The organism is Pseudoteredinibacter isoporae, assembly GCF_040372805.1.
In the GTDB taxonomy this organism is placed as follows: Bacteria; Pseudomonadota; Gammaproteobacteria; order Pseudomonadales; family Cellvibrionaceae; genus Pseudoteredinibacter; species Pseudoteredinibacter isoporae_A.
Window position 1 is genome coordinate 343,081 of record NZ_BAABWJ010000002.1, and the last position, 17,836, is coordinate 360,916.

Genomic DNA, 17,836 nt, shown 5'->3' on the forward strand with positions numbered 1-17,836 from the left:
AGCTAAGGCGAAAATTGATGAGTATTAAACAACGTCGTTTGGACCGTGGGTGGTCTCAGGAAGAATTGGCCCGTATGTCCGGCCTCAGTACCCGCACGATTCAGCGGATAGAAGGGGGTCAAAAGGCCGGTTTGGAGTCGTTGAAGTGCCTCGCTGCGGTTTTTGAAACCTCAATCAGCACCTTAATGGAGGAGCAGACGATGGCAGAGCCACAGCCAGTAGAATCCCCTAAACAGCCTTTGATCAACGATATCGAGCGTGAGGCCATTGAGTTCGCGCAGCGGATTTTGAACGAGCCTAAGAAAAGATCGAAGCGCGAGCAGGAAGACCCTCTCAGCCAATTGGAGCGAGATTCCATTCGCTATGCTCGGAATCTGTTACGCAAGTTTGGGGAGTAGCTGTTTGTCAGCCGCCGACCAGGAACACTTAGGGCTTGATCGCTTTTTCAAGTTCCCTGACTCTTTTCTTCAGGGCTGAGATTTCTCGTTCCTTCTCCTTCAGTGCCCGCTCTACATCTTCGGCTTCAAACCGCTGGGGGATGTGTTGGGGGCAATTGAAGTCAAAGGCTTCAATGTGGAACCTAATGATCTGTTCGGGAATTGCGCGGTACTCGCCAGGGGCGGGCAGCAGTAGTTCGAGCAGTTTGAGATCATTTTCAATGACTTCCGCGGTGCCCCAAATTTTGACCCGGGCCTTTCGGCTGTAATCAATCAGGAAGATGAACGCCTTGGGGTTGTCAGCCAGATTGCCTTGGGTAATAAATTGACGATTGCCCTTATAGTCTGCAAAGGCCATCGTGTGCTTATCCAGGATCTTCAGAAACCCCGGAGGGCCGCCACGGTGCTGAATATAGGGTTGGCCTTCGAGATTACCACTGGCAAGGAAGAAGCTCCTTTGCTCGGCGATAAACTCCCTGAGTTTGGGGGTAACCTCGCTCGCCCAACTGCCATTCTTCTCCATTTGGGCGTACGCCGAGCGCGAACCTTTTCGGCTTTGGATTGCTTTTACGGTTTTGCTGAAGGCAATGTCACTTGAGTAACTCATGTTGGGCTCCTTATCCGTTGAGCGTTACAGTCCCAGTTCGCTGAGGCCCGGGTGTTCATCGGGGCGTCGCCCCTCGGGCCAATGAAACTTTCTTTCAGATTCCGCGATAGGAAGGTCGTTAATGCTGGCATATCGCTGGGTCATCAAACCGTCTTTATTGAACACCCAATTTTCATTCCCGTAGGACCGAAACCATTGGCCGGCATCGTCATGCCATTCGTAGGCATAGCGCACGGCAATTCGATTGTCGGTGAAGGCAAACAGCTCTTTGATCAGGCGGTATTCCTGTTCTTTCGCCCATTTTTCCGCCAGAAAATGCTGGGCCTCCTGACGGCCATGAAGGAACTGTGAGCGGTTGCGCCACTGTGTATCCTCAGAATAGGCCTGAGCAACTTGCTCGGGGTTACGGCCGTTCCAGCCATCTTCAGCAAGGCGAACTTTTTGGCGGGCACTGTCTTGTGTAAAGGGCGGCAAAGGTGGGCGTGACATGGCGGATTCCTGTAAGAAGGTGAGTACGCGCTGAACTATAGCTGTTTCCTAAATATTAATAATTGTTATTATTTAAAATAATCTATTTCATTTTTTGCAATAATGTTGATATTTGATACGCCAAAATGCCCCCAAGGGGTGGTTGAGCGTTGATGGGAAGGGGTGGGTGATGAATAAGCTGGAACGGATGAAGGTGTTTGTTGAGGCTGCGGGCTGTGAGAGTTTTGTGGAAGCCAGTCGGCGCCTGAACCTGTCTGCTCCGGCAGTGACACGTGCTGTCGCTGCATTGGAGCAATCCCTTGGGGGTCGCTTGTTTAACAGAACCACTCGGCAGGTGCGTTTAACTGAGGTGGGCAGGCGTTTCTATGAAGACAGCCGGCGGATTCTCGATCAACTTGAAGAGGCTGAATCGGCCGCCTCGGGCAGTTATTCGTCGCCGAAAGGCGCCCTGACAATAACCGCGCCCGTTCTGTTCGGGCAGAAATACGTTGTTCCTGTATTGGCGGACTATTTGAGTTGTTTTCCTGAGGTGAGCATCCGTGCGATGTTTTATGACCGTGTGAGCAATATGCTGGATGAAGGCCTGGATGTGGCAATTCGCATCGGGCACTTGGAAGACTCGGCAATGTACGCCGTCCATGTTGGCAATGTTCGACGCGTGGTGTGTGGTTCGCCTGAGTATTTCGCTGAAAAGGGCGTGCCTAAATGTCCTGCTGAGTTGTCGGACCATCAGATTATCATGGCGTCTGGTGTAGAGGCCTCCACGCGTTGGTCGTTTGAATCTCCTGAGGGCAAAGAATCTGTCAACGTGCTACCGCGTCTGTATTGCAATCAAAATGGTGCAGCTATTGAAGCGGCTAAAAACGGTGCCGGCATTACCCGCCTAATGTCATATCAGGTGGGAAAAGAGTTGGAAGAGGGCGCATTGCATCGTATCTTGAGTGAATATGAAACGGAGCCTTTGCCAATCAATATTGTGTATCTTGAGCGGCGAACGGCCAATGCTAAAATTCGATCCTTTGTGGACTTTGCTGCGGAGCGTCTTCGGAAGAACCCATTTATTCGTTGACCGAGTGACACTCAATCAGCTTGGAAAAAGGCTCGCATAAGGAGCCATGATGAATGGCTTTCAGGCAGTCTCCCGCTGACCGAGCAATCGACCTACTTTTCGGATTTGTACCAGTGGTCTCCCTGGCAAAGGAAGCTATTGATGCAGCCTGACAGTTTCATCTTTTCATTGGATTTTAAGGCAATTTTAGCGCGGTAGGTTTTTCCGCTTTCAGGGTCATACACTTTGCCATCACCCCATTTTTTCGCCGATTGTTTTTCCAGGTCTTTTAGAATTTCCAGGCCTACAATGGGGCGATCACGCAGAGTTTCCTCTTCATTATTGGCATCGAGCAAGGGACTGCCATCTTCTTTTGTATTGTGTTTAAGCCAAACAATTTTTCCGCAAAGTTTTTCTTCACACTGGAAGATCTCCAGTTTGGTTTCCTTATCGTCGGACAGCCAAACGCCAAAAGGAGAGAGGCCCTCAGTCGCCAATGCAGGCGTGGCCATAGCCGTTATGAGCAGGGAGAGTGGAGAAACGATACGTTTTTTCATATGATTTCCTAAGGTCCGTGGCTGTGAGTTCATATACTAACCAACTTGTTTACTGACTTGCTAGCCTTTAACGCCAACACTAAGAATGCATAGAGCTTTTTGTGAGACGATGGTTCCCTGAAAATAACCCTCGTGGTCTGATACGAAAAGAGTGAGACGTGGGGTGAGTTCGGGGTGAGTTGGGGTAGATTCGGGAGGGAAATGAGCCGGATAGCGGTCGTTCCCGGTTACTAATCAACGGCTTTTTTTGGCCAGATCAATAGAGAGGTGTGTCGTGGGGTTGGATACCGTGGAGTTAGTGATGTGGGTAGAGGAGGAATTTGGCATTACCGTGTCTGATGACGAGGCGTCGGTTACGTATACCGTCGGAGACCTTGCTGAACTGATTGCCCAAAAGGTTAACGCTCAATACGGAAAAAGTTGGACCTATGCCGAACCACTTCCAAGAATTATTGACATTCTGGTAAAAGATTATGGCGTCAAACGAGAGCGGATCAATACTGCCAGCCGAATCGTCGATGACTTGGGATTGGAGTGAATAGAGAGAGTGCAGGTGAAAACCATCGCGCATCTCATGGATAAGGCTTGCCAAGTAAAAAACCAGGAAACTCCGGTCGACACCACAAAAGTTCAAGAATGAATCAGAGCGGTTTGCTTGAACCGGTAAGTCTCAGGCAATTTCAAGTGAATGGATCAATTTGGGCATGGGCTTTCTGATGAGGTCGGCCAGGGTGTATGCCTCTAGAGTTTGCATAAATGCGTGTTGTGCTTCGTGGAGAATGCCTTTCAAATGGCAGTGAGGGTTGAGTGTGCAGAGTGGGGCTTCGCAGTTCACCGGAGCCAGAGTTTGCTCCATCAATTCCACAACTTCCCTGAGGGTGACGGTTTCGGGGTTAATGCCGAGTTTAATACCGCCATTTTTTCCCCGGCTGGCATCTATCCATCCTGCACCAGCCAGTTTGTTGACGATTTTCATCAGATGATTTTTGGAGATATCCAAGGCGGTCGATATTTTCAGAATCGTCGTTTTTTCTTCTGCCATTGACGCCACAAAGGTCAAAATCCGAAAGGCGTAGTCTGTGTGTTTGGTCAGCTGCACGGGATTTCCTTAAATATCCTTACGTGAATAAGGTTTTATTATAACTTGACCACCCATAAAAAGCATGTAAGATGCATCTTTAAAGATGTAAGTTAGATGCATCTTTTGTGGTGGTCACTTTATACGCCCCAAACGGCGTTCAGGAGGTCGATATGCGTCAGCAATTTTGGGTGCCCAAGGGGCTGAGTAAACAGGATAAGGGCTACGGTCACCAATGGGCTTTGGTGGCGGGAAACTGGACGATGTTGTTGGCAACCGCGTTCATTGTCGTAGCTGTGATACTGAGTTATGGCTATGAACAGGTGCTGTCTATTCCTGCTCTCGTGTTTTGGCATTCGCTTACCATCGTCTGTGCGGGTTTGCTTAAAGTGGGCTATCTGCTGCGTTGCGCGGCTCTCAAGTTTTTCGGAAGCCCAGATTTTTAATAGAGCGTACGGTTTTCCATTTCCGTAAAAACGCCACAGCGGGCTTGGGTCATTTTCTTTTTATTTTCTGAATCGTTGTAAGGATTTTTTATGCTGAGTGAACACACGATCAATGTCGTTAAATCAACTGTACCGCTGATTGAAGAGGCGAGCGATACCCTGACAGACCATTTTTATCAGCGGATGTTTGCGCATAACCCTGAGCTAAAGGATGTCTTCAATATGAGCAACCAGCGCTCAGGTCGGCAAAGAGCCGCTTTGTACGATGCGATTGCTGCCTATGCCAGGAATCTGGACAATTTGGCGGTTCTTAAATCGGCTGTTGAGCGCATCGCTCAAAAGCACAGCAGCTTTTATATTGAGCCTCATCAGTATCAAATAGTCGGACATCATCTTATTGAAACATTGAGGGAGTTACTTGGGGAGGCGCTGACTGAGGAAGTGGAATCGGCCTGGGGCGAGGCGTATGGCTTCCTGGCGGATATTTTTATTACGCGAGAAGAAGCCATATACCGTTCAAGTTACGATGCCGATGGAGGGTGGCGCGGGCGCCGAAAGTTCGCTCTGGTGGAGAAACGTTTGGAATCTGATTGGGTGAAGAGTCTGGTTTTCGAACCGGTGGATAAGGGGCCGGTGATGGATTTCAAACCGGGACAATATCTCGGGATTGAGGTCAGCCCCCCTGAAGAAGAGAACATTGAAATTCGCCAGTACTCATTGTCGTCCCGGTCAAACGGCGAGCGTTATCAAATTTCCGTTAAGCGTGAAGGCATTGATCATCCCGGTGTGGTATCGAATTTCTTGCATGATGATTTGCGTTTAGGGGATGAAGTCAATCTATTACCGCCTTGTGGGGATTTCCACTATGTGGAACGACAGGCACCGACCGTATTAATCAGTGCTGGTGTTGGGCTCACACCGATGCAATCGATGCTCGAAACGTTATACGATCAACACGTGCAGCAACCGGTGGTGTACCTGCATGCTTGTAATCATCCGGGCGAGCATTCTTTCCAGCGCTCGCTTGCCAAGATGCTGGGCAGTCAGCACGCGAGCGAGCAAGGTTGGACAGGGCACATCTGGTATTTGGAGCGCAAAGAAGTGTCTGGAGAATCAGTGCCAGGTATTCAGGTGCACTCGGAACTCATGGATCTCGCGTCCATCAGCGATTCCTTATACCTGGACGATGCGCACTTTTATGTGTGTGGCCCGGTGCCTTTTATGGGCTTTGTAAAACAGCAGTTGCTGAGTTTGGCGGTTTCTGAGGACCGTATTCACTATGAAGTTTTCGGTCCCCATGAGGCACTCTGATCTGCAAAAACTTTGAGGGTATGATTCACGGCAAACTGTTGGCTTTTGTTGAAAGGCCACCGGGTTAAAGGACGGATCTCTAGTTTAATTGCTCCGCTAAAGTAGAGATCCGCATCAATGTTTGTGGTCGTTTATTCAAAGGGAATATGAATCTCAGTTTGGTAGTTATCCGGGTTGCCTTTGAAGATCATTCCGGGGCCTTTTAGGTACGTTTCTCGAGTTGGCAAACTTGGGCGCAGATTATGTTCATTCAAATAGTCGAACAGTTTTTTATAGCTCTCCCCAAGCGTGTCGTAAGGGCCGATATGGATCAAGGAGACACATTGCCCGCCGTAGAGCGTCTTGCAGTCTAAATCGCTGTTGACCGCTTTTTTAACCGGAAGGCAGGATTCAACATCGGCAATCTCTTTATGTTCGCCATCATAGTACAGGTTAAAAGCCGGGCCACAGCTGTGGCGTCCGGCCGCTTTGTAGAGTGCTGGCATGGCTTTTCCGGTGTCAGAGTAGGGGCCTTTCCATCGAGTAGAAACGACTAAACAGTCGTCGAGCGTTGTTATGCTGATCTCAGTTGTATTGTCTTTCATGTGTTTGTCCTCAAGTTCTTTTCTAAGAATCAAATCAATTGACGACGTAAGTTTTCGAAGCCCGCTTATTTTGCGCTCGACGTCTGTTTTCTTTTTCTGGAGGATCTCAATGAGTTCGGAATCACTGTCCACCTCACTCAAAATACCCTGAATCTCCTCCAGATAAAAACCGAGGGTCTTTAGGGTATTAACAACCTTTGCAACCTCAAGATCTCGCTCACTGTAATAACGATAGCCGCTGTCAGGGTTTACATAGCTGGGCTCTATGATTCCTTTCTCATGGTAAAACCTGAGAGTCTTAACCGTCATTTGAGTGATTTTGGAAAACTCGCCTATCGAGTACATAAATTGGCCTTCTATTACGTCGAGAACGCACAATGAAAGCTCCCCTTGGGGGAGAGTCAAAGAGATTTTACGTGTATGGCTCAGGTGATCGCCAAGCGCTTCTCATATATTTTAGCTTGTAGTTTGGTTGATAAATGATCAAATCTTTGTTTGTCTGTTTTTTGATCAAATTTTGTGGCTGTAGGGCATGCATCACCTGGCGGGCGGTTCGGATTCATTTTTCCATACCTTCTATGCCTTTAGTATGGACTTTTGGCTTGGGTTTTGACTCCAGGGAGCACGGCGCCTCGATATCCGTTGATCGTGGCGGATTCAGAAGTCTCTGTCTTGGCATAATGTAGTGATCAGGTTAATATCGCTGCCTCACTTAATGACGCCTCAATATACAAAATGCAGGAGCATTGCTAGGCAAAGGGAATTTAATGAAAACTTGGATCTATGGATATTTGGTTGGAATTCCACTCATTGCGACCGGAATAGCTTATCAAGGGTATCTGGATTACAAATATCTTAATGACAGCCACTCTGTTGTTAAAGACTCTCCAATTCAAAAACATTCCTCGAAAGCTACTAATAGCTCATTTGCTGCTGCCTTTTTAATGGGGAATCCTGCGGATAAATCCACGCCGGAGCCTAAGGCTGTTGAGTCATTACCGGAAACCCGTTTGAGTTTTGATTTAAAAGGCATCTTTCTGAGCGAAGATACCGCTTTGGGGGGGGCAGTTATAGAAGCATCTCCTGGTAAACCTGCTTTTTACAGTATTGGGCAGGAAATTTCCGACGGAACTACCTTAGTTGAGCTTATGCATAATGGTGTGGTTCTGGAACGGGGAGGGCGGCGTGAGACCTTACTCGTGAAACCTGCTCGAAGTGGGACCTGATATTGGTCTCGTAAAAATATTATTAAGGACGTCTACTTGCACAGGGTGTCAGATACAGGAAGCTGCAGTGTTGTATAAATTAAAAAATATCCTTCCATTCATAATGATTATTGCGTTTGCTGGCATAACGGCCACTACACAAGCGCAAGAGGAACAGGCACCAGCTGAGATAGCCAATGGCCAGGTAACCTTGTCGCTATTTAATGCTGATATCCAAGATCTCGTGCGTTGGGCCTCGTCTGCCACGCAGAAAACCATCATCATCCATCCTACTGTAAAAGGTAAAGTAACCGTTGTAGCGGGTGAGCCCATGAGTAAGAGCGAGGCCTATCAAGTTTTCCTCTCAGTCCTACAGGTGCATGGTTATGTTGTAGTCGAGTCTGACGGTGCGTTGAAGGTTGTGCCTGACAAGCTGGGGCGTGAAAGTAATATTCCCCTTGCGGATTCAGGGAGCAACTCAGGCCTTGAGGATATGGTGGTGCAAGTTTTTAAGGTCAATAATATGGCGGTAGGAGAAGTACTCACTATTATTCGTCCCATGGTACCTCAGACAGGTCATTTAGCGGCATATCCCAGTACGAACTCTCTTTTGGTTGCTGCGCGCTCTGGGAAAATTCAGCAGATCGCAAAAATCATTGCAAAGCTTGATACAGCAGGTTCGCTAAACATTGAAATGGTGCCAATTGAGTTCGCCAGCGCAAGGGATTTGTCGCAAACCCTTGGACGCTTGATACCTCAGGCAAAAGGAAAGAATAGCAGTTCTGCTCTGACGATTGCTGTTGATGAGCGTTCCAACAGTATTCTCCTTACAGGTGACCCAGGTTCAAGAAAGGAGCTGCGTAAAATAATAAAGCGGTTGGATCAACCACTTCCAGGAGAAGGGAATACACAGGTAATCTTCTTACAGTACGCTCAAGCGAAAGATCTGGTTCCTATTCTGGAGAGTGTGGGAGGTAGTGCGGCAAAGGAAGGAAAAGATCAGAAGGAAAGCAAGGCAAGTTTCAGTATTCGTGCAGACGAATCTTTGAACTCTATCGTGGTGACTGCTACGCCCTCGGTATTGAGTACCATCAAAGGCGTTATTGCAAAGTTGGATGTTCGCCGTGCTCAAGTTTTGGTTAAAGCCATGATCGTTGAAGTGAATGAAGACTTTACCCGCGATCTTGGTATCGAATGGCGAGCGTTATCAAGCGAAGGTAATACAGAGATAACCACAGGTATATCCAATTTTCCGAACAATGTTAATGCCGCTGTCGCAGACGTGGGGGGGCTTGGGGCATTGGGGCAAGGTCTTTCCGTTGGTTTCTTTCGAGGTGGGGATTTACGTGGCGTGATCCGGGCGTTAGAGGGGGACTCAGATGCGAATGTTTTGTCTACACCAACAATATTGGCGATGGACAACGAAGAGGCAAGTATTCTGGTTGGTGAAACCGTACCATTCATTACCGGATCTCAGAATCGACAGGGTAATACCGACCCGTTTCAAACCATTCAGCGAAAAGATATTGGTGTAACCCTAAAAATTAAACCGCGTATTAATAACAGTGATTCGGTTACATTGGAAATTGAGCAGAGCGTTGAGAGTATTGCTCAGACTACCGCAGCTACCGCTGATATTGTGACCAGCAAGCGAGAAATTAAGACTCGCGCCCTTGTCGATGACAACCAGGTTCTTGTTTTGGGCGGACTGATTCGTGATGAAATGACGGAAACTGAATCCAAGGTACCTATTCTGGGCAGTATTCCTGTTGTTGGGCGCGCTTTTCGGAGTACAAACAGCAGTTTGGTGAAACGCAATCTGATGGTATTTATTCACCCGGTCATTCTGAGGGATTCAAGAAAGAGTTTAACCGTAAGCCGAGATCGCTATGACTACATGAGAGAGCGTCAGGATGCTCTTCAGGTGAGAATGGAAGGCGTTTTAGTGCCAGGAACCGCGCCACGCCTGCCTGAATTGCCAACTGCAACACCAACTGAACAGAGTGAGCGGTAGTATGTTGCTTGCGGATTCTGTGTTGCCCTTTGCGTATGCGAAAAGGCATCAGCTTCTTATGGGGTCGCGAGACGAAAGACTTTGCATTTTTTATGCGGAGCCAATACAAGCGTCTGTTTACAGTGAGTTATGTCGTTTCTTTCGACAAGTTCTTCCTATTGAGGAAGTCGAATTATCTAAGTTTTCTGAGCTTATGGCTCAGACTTACGAAGCCAGCTCATCAGCTTCACGGGAAGTCATGGATGAAATCGATGCTGATCAGTCTCTCGCAAGTTTGCAGGAAAGCATGCGTGAAGCTGAAGACCTTCTTGAACAGGAAGATGAAGCGCCTATTGTCAGGCTGATTAATGCGATTTTGGCGGAAGCAATTCAGAAATCAGCTTCTGATATTCATTTGGAAGTTTATGAAAAAAGTCTCTGCGTACGCTTTCGTGTTGATGGGGTGTTAAACGAAGTAGCACGCCCTAAACGTGAGCTGGCCAGCCTGTTGACTTCTCGTGTGAAGGTTATGGCCGGACTGGACATTGCAGAAAAGCGAGTTCCGCAAGACGGCCGCATATCGCTTCGTCTAGGTGGACGAGAGATCGATGTTCGAGTATCAACTTTGCCATCGGTGCACGGCGAACGTTTAGTTATGCGTTTGTTGGATAAGCAATCGGGACGCATGGATTTATCCAGTTTGGGTTTGTCACCTTTGGTGAAAAGCAATCTGTTGGACTTACTGCAGTTTCCTCATGGGATTGTGTTGGTTACCGGGCCGACGGGCTCTGGTAAGTCGACCACTCTTTATGCCGGCCTAACGACGATTAATCACAAAGAGAAAAACATTTTGACGGTTGAGGATCCTGTGGAATTTCATGTCCAGGGAATCGGCCAAACTCAGGTAAATGAAAAAGCTGGAATGAGCTTTGCAAAAGGCCTGCGCGCAATCTTACGCCAAGACCCTGATGTGGTCATGGTGGGGGAGATTCGTGATATTGAGACGATGAAAATCGCTGTTCAGGCAAGTCTGACAGGTCACTTGGTGTTATCAACTTTACACACGAATTCAGCAGTAGGTGCCGTAACTCGTTTGATGGACATGGGGGTTGAGCCCTTTTTGCTCTCGTCTTCGCTGTTGGCAGTGTTAGCTCAACGCCTGGTTCGTAGATTGTGCTTGAATTGTCGAGAGACGTACACCCCAGATACTTCGGAGTTGGGTCGATACGATTTGGTGTTGAAAACGGGGCAGACACTGTATCAGGCTTCCAAGAGCGGTTGCGAAGCCTGTGATCATAGTGGGTATCGTGGGAGAACGGGTATTTATGAACTTATCGTTGTCGATCAAACGATTAAACAATTGATTCATGACGAGGCTGCAGAAAGAGACATTCTTGACTATACGCGCAAAACCCAAGTTTCCATGCTGCATGATGGCTGGGAAAAGGTTCTGTCTGGAGAAACAAGCCTCGCAGAGGTTCTACGTGTAGTACAGGAAATCTGATGGCTAGTTTCAGTTATCAGGCGGTCGATAAAAATGGCCGTAAAATTAAAGGAGTGAAACAGGCTGACAGTGCACGACAGTTGCGACAAAGCCTGAAGCTGGAAGGCTTAATGCCCATCGAGGTTAAAGAGAACAAGGTCCCAACGAGCTCTCCGGGCGGCGGAAAGCCTGGCAGTGGGTTGGCGTTGTCAAGTAGTCAGTTAGCTATGTTTACCCGGCAGCTTTCGGTCCTGCTCGATTCAGGAATGTCATTGATTGAGGCTCTCGAAGCCCTTTCTCAGCAAGCCGATGGGAAGCGGATGAAAACCCTCTTAGGAGTTCTGAAGTCAGGAGTGAGTGAAGGAAACAGTTTTGCTGACTGCCTGGCTCAGTTTCCAGACACATTTGATCAACTTTATATTTCATCAATTCGAGCCTCTGAGCAGTCCGGAGCTCTGGATCGCATCCTTGATCAATTGGCGGAGCATACTGAAGCGGAAAAAGAGTTTCGCCAGAAGACGGTCCTGGCACTCATCTACCCAGTTCTTGTTGCAGTTATTTCGCTGCTGATTGTTGTCGGTCTGATGGTGTATATCGTGCCTCAGGTCGTCAGCGTATTTGAGGAAAGTGGTCAAACCCTGCCGGTTCTTACTCGAGTACTGATCGGCATCAGTGAGTTTTTGCAACGTTGGGGCCTGCTAATGTTATTGGTGATTGCTGGTGGCCTGCTCGGAATAAGGCTTGCACTGCAGAATGGAAAGGTTCGTTACCGTTTCGATCAGCTTCTGATCTCAATGCCAGTGTTGGGAGGGTATTTGCGAGGTATCCAATCTGCTCGATATGCTCAGACGCTCGGAATGCTAAGTGAAAGCGGTGTGGCGCTAAGTAGTGGACTGCCGATCGCCGAGGAGGTCGTTCAAAATTCCTATTTCCGGCGTGTATTGGGTAATGTAAGTAAACGAGTAATCGATGGGGAAAGTTTGAGCGCCTGTCTTGGGCAAACCAAGCTGTTTCCGATGTTAATGGTGCATATGTTAGCCAGTGGTGAAGCAAGTGGAAGCCTGGATCAAATGCTTAAACAATCGGCAAAACAACAACAAAATGATCTCGCGGCTTTGGTGAGTACGGGGATTGCGCTGTTTGAGCCGCTAATGCTCCTAGTGATGGGGGCGGTAGTTTTATTAATTGTATTAGCGATTCTGGTTCCTATCTTGTCGATGAATCAGTTGATTTCTTAAAGAGGTTCTTATGATTAGAAGCAGGCATGCTGAGTTTAAAAAGCAGGTAGGCTTTACGCTTATCGAGGTGATGTTGGTTGTGGTCATTTTGGGGGTCCTAGCGACATTGGTTATCCCGAATATGGTTGGCCAGGATGAACAGGCTCGAAAGGCTGCCGCTGCGTCTGATATTCGAGCCATTGCGACAGCGCTCGGAAACTACAGGCTAGATAATTTTAGCTACCCGAGTACGGATCAGGGGCTCGCTGCGTTGGTAGAGCAACCGAGTGGCTTTCCTGAAGCGAAAAACTGGCGCCAAAAATACCTTCGTAAAGTGCCTACTGATCCTTGGGGAAATGAGTACATTTATATCAGCCCAGGGGCTGAGGGAGACTTTGATTTGATTAGCTTCGGCAGAGATGGAAAAGCCGGCGGCGAAGGGAATGATGCCGATATCAACTTTAATGAGTTGTAGCCCTTCCAAATCTGCTTACAGTAAAGGCTTCACTTTATTGGAGCTGATGCTGGTTGTAAGCATTATTGCCACTTTGAGCTGGCTGACGGTTATTGCTATTCCGGATGGACAGCAAGCCAGAGTGGAAAATGCTGCCCAGCAGTTTCGTTTGCAACTTGAGTCTCATCGGCGCACAGCAAGCATGAAAGGGCAAATGTTGGCAGTGGATTTTTTGGAAGAGGCCTATCAGTTTCTGATTTGGGATTATCGGCAGAGAGAGTGGTTGGCTTTTGAGCAGGCATCGAACCTTGGTGTAGACAGCCCTTCGGGCAAGGTGAGTCTAGGGCAGCGCGTTGAACTGCAAATTGAACAAGGGCTGGATTTTGGTGAAAGTACTTTCGCTGACCGACTCGCAAACCATATTGAGGAAGAAAGTGAGTCTTTGGAACCTAAATGGCAAGCGGACATTTTAATATTTCCAGATGGTCGTATCAGTCAATTTAGTGTGATTTTTGGTTCTGAAAAAAGTGAGTTGTCGGTTCGTGTACTCGGGAGGGCGTATGGAAAGGTCAAAGTGCAAAACCTTCTCTGAGGGATTCACCTTGTTGGAAGTTATGGTCGCTCTGGCCGTATTTTCTTTATCAGCTATTGCCTTAACGGTACAGCTAGAAACGAGTAATCATCTCCGATTCAGTATCATTGAAAGAGAGCAAGCTTTGTGGCTTGCGCAGGCAGAATTAAGTTATCTCTCTCAATCTGAGAAAGCCCGATCGAAATTGCCTCAGCGTAAGGATTTGATTTTCGGGGGGCGGGACTGGCTTATTTCCAGTGAAAGGGAAGCTCAAAAAACCTATGGGGTTAGCAGGTTAGTTGTTAGCATTTTTCTTGTCGGTAGTGAGGATAAACCTGTATTTACGATGGAAAGATACGTTAGGGACAAATGATCAATCAGTCGCATCATCATAACCGGGAGTCGGGTTTCACATTGATGGAGCTGCTGTTGGCTATTGGGATTTTTTCGGTGATCAGCGTCGGGGCTTTTCGATTGATAGACGATAGCCTTAGAAATATCCGGCAAGCTGATCAGCGATATGAGCGTTTCTCCCATCTTTCCTTGTGCCTGGATTTGTTTGAGCAGAGCCTTCTGCAAGCGGTTGCCCGGCCTGTTAGAGAGGAGTATGGGGATCTTCGCGAGGCATTTACCGGTGATAGTCAGAGTGTCGAATTTACCCACTTTGGTTGGGGTAACCCGATTTCAAGTTGGCAGGGTGATTTAAAGCGCAGCCGTTTTGAAACGGCACTGATTCAAGATGACGAGGGGATGCGAGATGTTTGGAAGCTAAAACAATGGCCGGTGTTGGATAGGGCATATGACAGCGAAGCTGACACGATTGTCTCCTGCGAATTTGAACAGGTAGAACTGAGGTATGCAGGAAAGATCGATGATTGGTATAACAGTTGGCCGGTGAGCGATGTGAATAACAGTAAGTCGAGAATGCCTGTCGCCGTTGAGTTGACTGTGAGTGTGCAAGGTTTTGGCGAAATTCAGCGATTTTTTACCGTCGGAGGGCAATATCGTGAAAGGAAGGTTGAGAAACCGCGAGTGAACGCCAACGAGAGCAAGCTTGAGGAAAAAGCAATAGGTACTCGAAAATGAGTACTAGCATCAATCAAGGTGGATCCTATCGTCAAGCTGGTGTTGCTCTGATTTCAATGTTATTGGTGCTGGCTATTGTGACTGCTCTTTGCGCGCAAATGTTGATGAAAAATCGACTCGAACTGAAGCGCTCAGAGGCTCTGATACGAACAGCTCAGGCGCAACAAATGGTGTTTTCTGGGTTGGCATATGGTGAGGTTCTGGTGTTGCAATACACAGAGGAAGATCCTAAGCCTAGCTCCGGGGAGCAACCGGCCGAAACCGCATTGCATGAGGATATGGAGTGGGGCATCAGTGCGCGGAGTTTATCTCATTTGCTGATTCGAGGTGGTGAACCACTTTTGGAATCAGATGGCGAAGAAGCAACGCCTATAGTTGCCGGGCCTTACTGGCCTTTTTCTGGGGATGCTGAAGACTTTTCCATCCTGATTGAGGATGAGCAAGGAAAGTTTAATCTAAACAATTTGGTCGATTCGAAGGGTAGGGTTAATGAAGTCCAGTTAAAGATTTTGCAACGGATGTTGTTAGCTTTGGAAATTGAACCTGAGCTGGCACTTTATATCGCGGACTGGATAGATCAGGATAGAACCCCTATTGCCTATAACTCTGAAGATTTTGCTTATCTTCAGCGGCCTGTAGCGTATCGAACAGCAAATCGCCCTGTACGGTATTGGAAAGAAATTATATCCGTTACTGGTATTGATCAGGAGATGCTCGAAAAACTACAGGCTTATGTTACTGCAATACCTGGATCAAGTCAGGTTAACGTTAACTCAGCGTCCCCTTTGCTATTGGAAGCGATGATTCCAGGATTGGATGGAGAGGCAATAGTCGAGTCTCGAGATGCAAAAGGTGGGTATTCTTCGGTCACAGAATTTAGCAAATCAACATTAACCGCGGGTTTGAAGATGGATGCAAATTTATTTTCAGTGAAAGGTGCCTTCTATGCTATTACCGCTTATTGCCGTTTTGATAGGTTTGAATCTAGTTGGCAGATGTTGATGGAGCGTGTAGAGGCGAAAAACAATAATAGAGAACCTCAGATTCATGTTCTCTGGAAAAGGCGATTGCCGTTTTGGGAATTAGGTTTGACAAAAAAACACAGAATTGTTGATTTAGAAAATGAGTGATGATCAATATATAGTTTATTGGAACCTTTCTGAAGTAGACGATCCGCTTTGTTGGGTTTGTCGAGATCATCAGTGCGCACTTCTGAATTCATTGCCAGAGTCCGCCACAGACTGTGTCATTGTTTTTCCGAGTGTTGCTGTTTCTAATCAAATTGTTTCCATATCAGTGAAACAATTGAAATCAATGCATCGCGCATTTCCCTATATTCTCGAAGATGAGCTTCTGGAGTCAGTTGATTCGATGCATCATGTTTATGCGTTGAAAAAAAAGCTGGACGGGGAAGCCATCATTCAGAGTATTTCGCTTTCCGTCGAGTTAATGGAAAATGTGACCGATTTTTGTGAGCGAAACAATGTGCAAGCTAGTGCAATCTATGTCGATGCCGATCTCATTGAATGTCCTGAGGATGGGCAGGTGAATATCTTGTCTACGCCAGCAGGAGTGAGTGCTCGATTACCTGATGGGAGTTTTATCGCGTCGGAATTACTTGTGTCGCCTGACCTGAATGGTTTGCTTCGAAGAGACCTGCTGGGTGCAGCAGACAATGAATCATGTTTGAGTTATTTCTCCCGTCGTTTGGCGGAGGAACATGGGGCTCAAAACTTGCTTCAAGGAGTTTACTCTTCGAAAAACGATAAAAAAGAATGGAAGATAGGCTTTAAATTGGGTGCTGGTCTGGTGGTATTGGCCCTTCTATTTCAGTTGATTTACTGGCAGGTGGGTGCGTATGTCTTTAGTGAGCGAGCTGAGGCTCGATTGGAACATGCCCGAAGTGAATATCGACGTATTTTCCCCGGGGATGAAAAAATAATTGATGTTCGAAAACAGGCGTCAGGGCATTTGAAGCGAGCGACTCGATCTGGTGGAAATGTTGTATTGCTGGATCTTATTTCTGTGCTTTCTGAAGTTGCTGGTAGTAGTGGTTTTACACTGCTATTACAGTCTATTCGGTACGATCAGGCGTCCGGCGATACGGTTATGGTTTTGCATTTGGAGAGCGTTAGTCGTGCGGAGAAGCTTACGCAGATTTTGACGGAACGTGGCATTGCATCGAGTCTTGGGCAAGTTCGCACGGAAGGGGATGGCGTTGTTGCTCGATTGAGAATCAAATCATAGGAATGTACATATGTGGGCTACGTTAACAGGAAAGTTTCAAGCGCTTTCACCGAGAGATCGGCGGGCGGCTATTATTGCCGCGCTGGTTTTAGTTCTTGCGTTGATATACTCCAAAATTATGTTACCAAGCTATCAGCACTATGTTTCACAAAAAAGAAATTATCAGGACCAGTTAGCCCTTAACTCTTGGTTGGCTGAGAATCGTCAAGCCCTTGAGCAGGTTTCTTTGTCCGGGAAAGCCAAAAGTAATCGCACGGGAAAGTCTGCAGCATTGAGTACTATATCAGAGAGCGCTAAACAAGCGGGGATCGAGTTAAATCGTATCGAACCTCATGCCGAACGCGTAATTGTCGCAATTGACAAAGTATCTTTCACTGATTTGCTTGAGTGGCTTCAGGTGCTTTCGGTACGGCATGGTGTCCGTATTTCTGAAGCTTCCATCAATCGTGTTGATGAGAATTTAGCTTCGGCTCGTCTAGCTCTGAATGCGAGCTAGGCTGGTACTTTTAATGAATTGATGTTTGATTTGCGGGTTCATTCCTTTGTAGCAATTAATAAAAACATTACTGGCTAAATGTTGGTCGTTTAGGCTGACTAAGAACAAAAGAATGATAAACAGTTACGTCTTCTCTTGACCGAGTCTTGAGCAATACGTAATAATCCCGCCTCGTTGGATTTTGAGCCACAGGGTGGCGTACAGTTTTTAAACTGTGCGGCTTAGGGTTGGGCAGTGAAGTGGGTGTGCATAGCCTGCTTGATATGGAAATTTAAGGTGGAGCAGTGCAATCTCTTTATGGAAAAATAAGTGCAGTTCTTGTACTTCTTCTCTCATGCCTATTACCTCAAACTTCATTTGCGATCACCGCGGATTTCCTGGCTCGTAGCCAGCTTAGCCCAGGAGCTGGACGAATAAGTTACCGATTTGCCCTTGATCAGTGCGATAATTTGGCGCACGCGCAGTTTACTGCAGGTTCATTCCAGCAAACGGTTGGTGTTAGTGATTTTTCGCCTCTTTCAGGTGAA

At 47.3% G+C, this 17,836-nt stretch carries 21 protein-coding genes; 16 read left to right on the forward strand and 5 right to left on the reverse strand.

What is annotated here, in order from left to right; translation table 11 throughout:
- The first annotated feature begins 17 nt into the window (after positions 1–17).
- Positions 18–398 (forward strand): helix-turn-helix domain-containing protein, encoded by a 381-nt coding sequence (locus ABWW03_RS08000; RefSeq protein WP_353407528.1) that lies wholly within the window; start codon positions 18–20, stop codon positions 396–398.
- Positions 399–426: 28 nt separating this feature from the next.
- Here ABWW03_RS08000 and ABWW03_RS08005 read toward each other — a convergent pair whose 3' ends face one another.
- Positions 427–1,044: a pyridoxamine 5'-phosphate oxidase family protein gene (locus ABWW03_RS08005; protein ID WP_353407529.1), complete on the reverse strand. Its 618-nt coding sequence runs from the start codon at positions 1,042–1,044 to the stop codon at positions 427–429.
- A 24-nt stretch (positions 1,045–1,068) separates the two neighbouring features.
- Positions 1,069–1,533, reverse strand: coding sequence for a nuclear transport factor 2 family protein (locus ABWW03_RS08010; RefSeq protein WP_353407531.1), 465 nt, complete (start codon positions 1,531–1,533; stop codon positions 1,069–1,071).
- A 169-nt stretch (positions 1,534–1,702) separates the two neighbouring features.
- Here ABWW03_RS08010 and ABWW03_RS08015 point away from each other — a divergent pair, with 169 nt between their 5' ends.
- Positions 1,703–2,602, forward strand: coding sequence for a LysR family transcriptional regulator (locus ABWW03_RS08015; protein ID WP_353407533.1), 900 nt, complete (start codon positions 1,703–1,705; stop codon positions 2,600–2,602).
- 92 nt (positions 2,603–2,694) lie between these two features.
- On the opposite strand, the gene ABWW03_RS08020 is transcribed toward ABWW03_RS08015, so the two are convergent.
- A complete protein-coding gene (locus ABWW03_RS08020; protein ID WP_353407535.1) occupies positions 2,695–3,138 on the reverse strand; it encodes a DUF2147 domain-containing protein in 444 nt (147 codons plus the stop codon).
- Positions 3,139–3,412: 274 nt separating this feature from the next.
- On the opposite strand from ABWW03_RS08020, the gene ABWW03_RS08025 reads away from it, so the two are divergent.
- On the forward strand, positions 3,413–3,676 hold the full coding sequence (locus ABWW03_RS08025; RefSeq protein ID WP_353407538.1) for a hypothetical protein: 264 nt from the start codon (positions 3,413–3,415) through the stop codon (positions 3,674–3,676).
- A 132-nt stretch (positions 3,677–3,808) separates the two neighbouring features.
- Here ABWW03_RS08025 and ABWW03_RS08030 read toward each other — a convergent pair whose 3' ends face one another.
- Positions 3,809–4,237, reverse strand: a complete 429-nt coding sequence (locus ABWW03_RS08030) for an Rrf2 family transcriptional regulator (protein ID WP_353407540.1) — start codon at positions 4,235–4,237, stop codon at positions 3,809–3,811.
- A gap of 152 nt (positions 4,238–4,389) precedes the next feature.
- Between ABWW03_RS08030 and ABWW03_RS08035 the strand changes: the two genes are divergently transcribed.
- Together ABWW03_RS08035 and hmpA are read left to right on the forward strand one after the other, a co-directional pair.
- Positions 4,390–4,662 carry a hypothetical protein gene (locus ABWW03_RS08035; protein WP_353407542.1) on the forward strand — a complete coding sequence of 91 codons (273 nt, stop codon included), beginning with the start codon at positions 4,390–4,392 and terminating at the stop codon, positions 4,660–4,662.
- Positions 4,663–4,752: 90 nt separating this feature from the next.
- Positions 4,753–5,973, forward strand: a complete 1,221-nt coding sequence (gene hmpA, locus ABWW03_RS08040; protein ID WP_353407543.1) for an NO-inducible flavohemoprotein — start codon at positions 4,753–4,755, stop codon at positions 5,971–5,973.
- 131 nt (positions 5,974–6,104) lie between these two features.
- Here hmpA and ABWW03_RS08045 read toward each other — a convergent pair whose 3' ends face one another.
- Complete coding sequence (locus ABWW03_RS08045; RefSeq protein ID WP_353407544.1) at positions 6,105–6,902, reverse strand: MerR family transcriptional regulator; 798 nt, start codon at positions 6,900–6,902, stop codon at positions 6,105–6,107.
- A 422-nt stretch (positions 6,903–7,324) separates the two neighbouring features.
- Here ABWW03_RS08045 and ABWW03_RS08050 point away from each other — a divergent pair, with 422 nt between their 5' ends.
- The 11 genes from ABWW03_RS08050 (at position 7,325) to gspM (ending at position 17,309) form a co-directional block, all read left to right on the forward strand.
- Positions 7,325–7,783 (forward strand): type II secretion system protein N, encoded by a 459-nt coding sequence (locus tag ABWW03_RS08050; RefSeq protein WP_353407545.1) that lies wholly within the window; start codon positions 7,325–7,327, stop codon positions 7,781–7,783.
- A gap of 67 nt (positions 7,784–7,850) precedes the next feature.
- Positions 7,851–9,776, forward strand: a complete 1,926-nt coding sequence (gene gspD, locus ABWW03_RS08055) for a type II secretion system secretin GspD (protein WP_353407547.1) — start codon at positions 7,851–7,853, stop codon at positions 9,774–9,776.
- Between the two features lies 1 nt (position 9,777).
- A complete protein-coding gene (gspE, locus tag ABWW03_RS08060; protein ID WP_353407549.1) occupies positions 9,778–11,259 on the forward strand; it encodes a type II secretion system ATPase GspE in 1,482 nt (493 codons plus the stop codon).
- Positions 11,259–12,476, forward strand: a complete 1,218-nt coding sequence (gspF, locus tag ABWW03_RS08065; RefSeq protein ID WP_353407550.1) for a type II secretion system inner membrane protein GspF — start codon at positions 11,259–11,261, stop codon at positions 12,474–12,476. The genes gspE and gspF overlap by 1 nt, the downstream gene beginning before the upstream one ends.
- Before the next feature lie 10 nt (positions 12,477–12,486).
- On the forward strand, positions 12,487–12,930 hold the full coding sequence (gene gspG, locus ABWW03_RS08070) for a type II secretion system major pseudopilin GspG (RefSeq protein WP_353407552.1): 444 nt from the start codon (positions 12,487–12,489) through the stop codon (positions 12,928–12,930).
- Positions 12,920–13,501 carry a prepilin-type N-terminal cleavage/methylation domain-containing protein gene (locus ABWW03_RS08075; protein WP_353407553.1) on the forward strand — a complete coding sequence of 194 codons (582 nt, stop codon included), beginning with the start codon at positions 12,920–12,922 and terminating at the stop codon, positions 13,499–13,501. Before gspG ends, ABWW03_RS08075 begins: the two co-directional genes overlap by 11 nt.
- Positions 13,470–13,853 (forward strand): prepilin-type N-terminal cleavage/methylation domain-containing protein, encoded by a 384-nt coding sequence (locus ABWW03_RS08080; protein ID WP_353407554.1) that lies wholly within the window; start codon positions 13,470–13,472, stop codon positions 13,851–13,853. Before ABWW03_RS08075 ends, ABWW03_RS08080 begins: the two co-directional genes overlap by 32 nt.
- Entirely contained in the window at positions 13,850–14,566 is a 717-nt protein-coding gene (gene gspJ / locus ABWW03_RS08085) for a type II secretion system minor pseudopilin GspJ (RefSeq protein ID WP_353407555.1), read from the forward strand. The genes ABWW03_RS08080 and gspJ overlap by 4 nt, the downstream gene beginning before the upstream one ends.
- Complete coding sequence (gene gspK, locus ABWW03_RS08090) at positions 14,563–15,696, forward strand: type II secretion system minor pseudopilin GspK (RefSeq protein ID WP_353407558.1); 1,134 nt, start codon at positions 14,563–14,565, stop codon at positions 15,694–15,696. The genes gspJ and gspK overlap by 4 nt, the downstream gene beginning before the upstream one ends.
- On the forward strand, positions 15,689–16,813 hold the full coding sequence (gspL, locus tag ABWW03_RS08095) for a type II secretion system protein GspL (RefSeq protein ID WP_353407560.1): 1,125 nt from the start codon (positions 15,689–15,691) through the stop codon (positions 16,811–16,813). The genes gspK and gspL overlap by 8 nt, the downstream gene beginning before the upstream one ends.
- Before the next feature lie 10 nt (positions 16,814–16,823).
- The gene (gspM, locus tag ABWW03_RS08100; protein ID WP_353407562.1) at positions 16,824–17,309 is read left to right on the forward strand and encodes a type II secretion system protein GspM; all 486 of its coding nucleotides are present in this window, start codon (positions 16,824–16,826) and stop codon (positions 17,307–17,309) included.
- Positions 17,310–17,836 lie beyond the last annotated feature (527 nt).

Coding starts and splice junctions, on each gene's coding strand:
- ABWW03_RS08050 (WP_353407545.1), top strand. CDS start 7,325: ATGAAAACTTGGATCTATGGATATTTGGTTGGAATTCCACTCATTGCG.
- gspL (WP_353407560.1), top strand. CDS start 15,689: ATGAGTGATGATCAATATATAGTTTATTGGAACCTTTCTGAAGTAGAC.
- gspF (WP_353407550.1), top strand. CDS start 11,259: ATGGCTAGTTTCAGTTATCAGGCGGTCGATAAAAATGGCCGTAAAATT.
- hmpA (WP_353407543.1), top strand. CDS start 4,753: ATGCTGAGTGAACACACGATCAATGTCGTTAAATCAACTGTACCGCTG.
- ABWW03_RS08000 (WP_353407528.1), top strand. CDS start 18: ATGAGTATTAAACAACGTCGTTTGGACCGTGGGTGGTCTCAGGAAGAA.
- gspK (WP_353407558.1), top strand. CDS start 14,563: ATGAGTACTAGCATCAATCAAGGTGGATCCTATCGTCAAGCTGGTGTT.
- ABWW03_RS08010 (WP_353407531.1), bottom strand. CDS start 1,533: ATGTCACGCCCACCTTTGCCGCCCTTTACACAAGACAGTGCCCGCCAA.
- ABWW03_RS08035 (WP_353407542.1), top strand. CDS start 4,390: ATGCGTCAGCAATTTTGGGTGCCCAAGGGGCTGAGTAAACAGGATAAG.
- ABWW03_RS08015 (WP_353407533.1), top strand. CDS start 1,703: ATGAATAAGCTGGAACGGATGAAGGTGTTTGTTGAGGCTGCGGGCTGT.
- ABWW03_RS08020 (WP_353407535.1), bottom strand. CDS start 3,138: ATGAAAAAACGTATCGTTTCTCCACTCTCCCTGCTCATAACGGCTATG.
- gspJ (WP_353407555.1), top strand. CDS start 13,850: ATGATCAATCAGTCGCATCATCATAACCGGGAGTCGGGTTTCACATTG.
- gspM (WP_353407562.1), top strand. CDS start 16,824: ATGTGGGCTACGTTAACAGGAAAGTTTCAAGCGCTTTCACCGAGAGAT.
- gspE (WP_353407549.1), top strand. CDS start 9,778: ATGTTGCTTGCGGATTCTGTGTTGCCCTTTGCGTATGCGAAAAGGCAT.
- gspG (WP_353407552.1), top strand. CDS start 12,487: ATGATTAGAAGCAGGCATGCTGAGTTTAAAAAGCAGGTAGGCTTTACG.
- ABWW03_RS08005 (WP_353407529.1), bottom strand. CDS start 1,044: ATGAGTTACTCAAGTGACATTGCCTTCAGCAAAACCGTAAAAGCAATC.
- ABWW03_RS08075 (WP_353407553.1), top strand. CDS start 12,920: ATGAGTTGTAGCCCTTCCAAATCTGCTTACAGTAAAGGCTTCACTTTA.
- ABWW03_RS08045 (WP_353407544.1), bottom strand. CDS start 6,902: ATGTACTCGATAGGCGAGTTTTCCAAAATCACTCAAATGACGGTTAAG.
- ABWW03_RS08080 (WP_353407554.1), top strand. CDS start 13,470: ATGGAAAGGTCAAAGTGCAAAACCTTCTCTGAGGGATTCACCTTGTTG.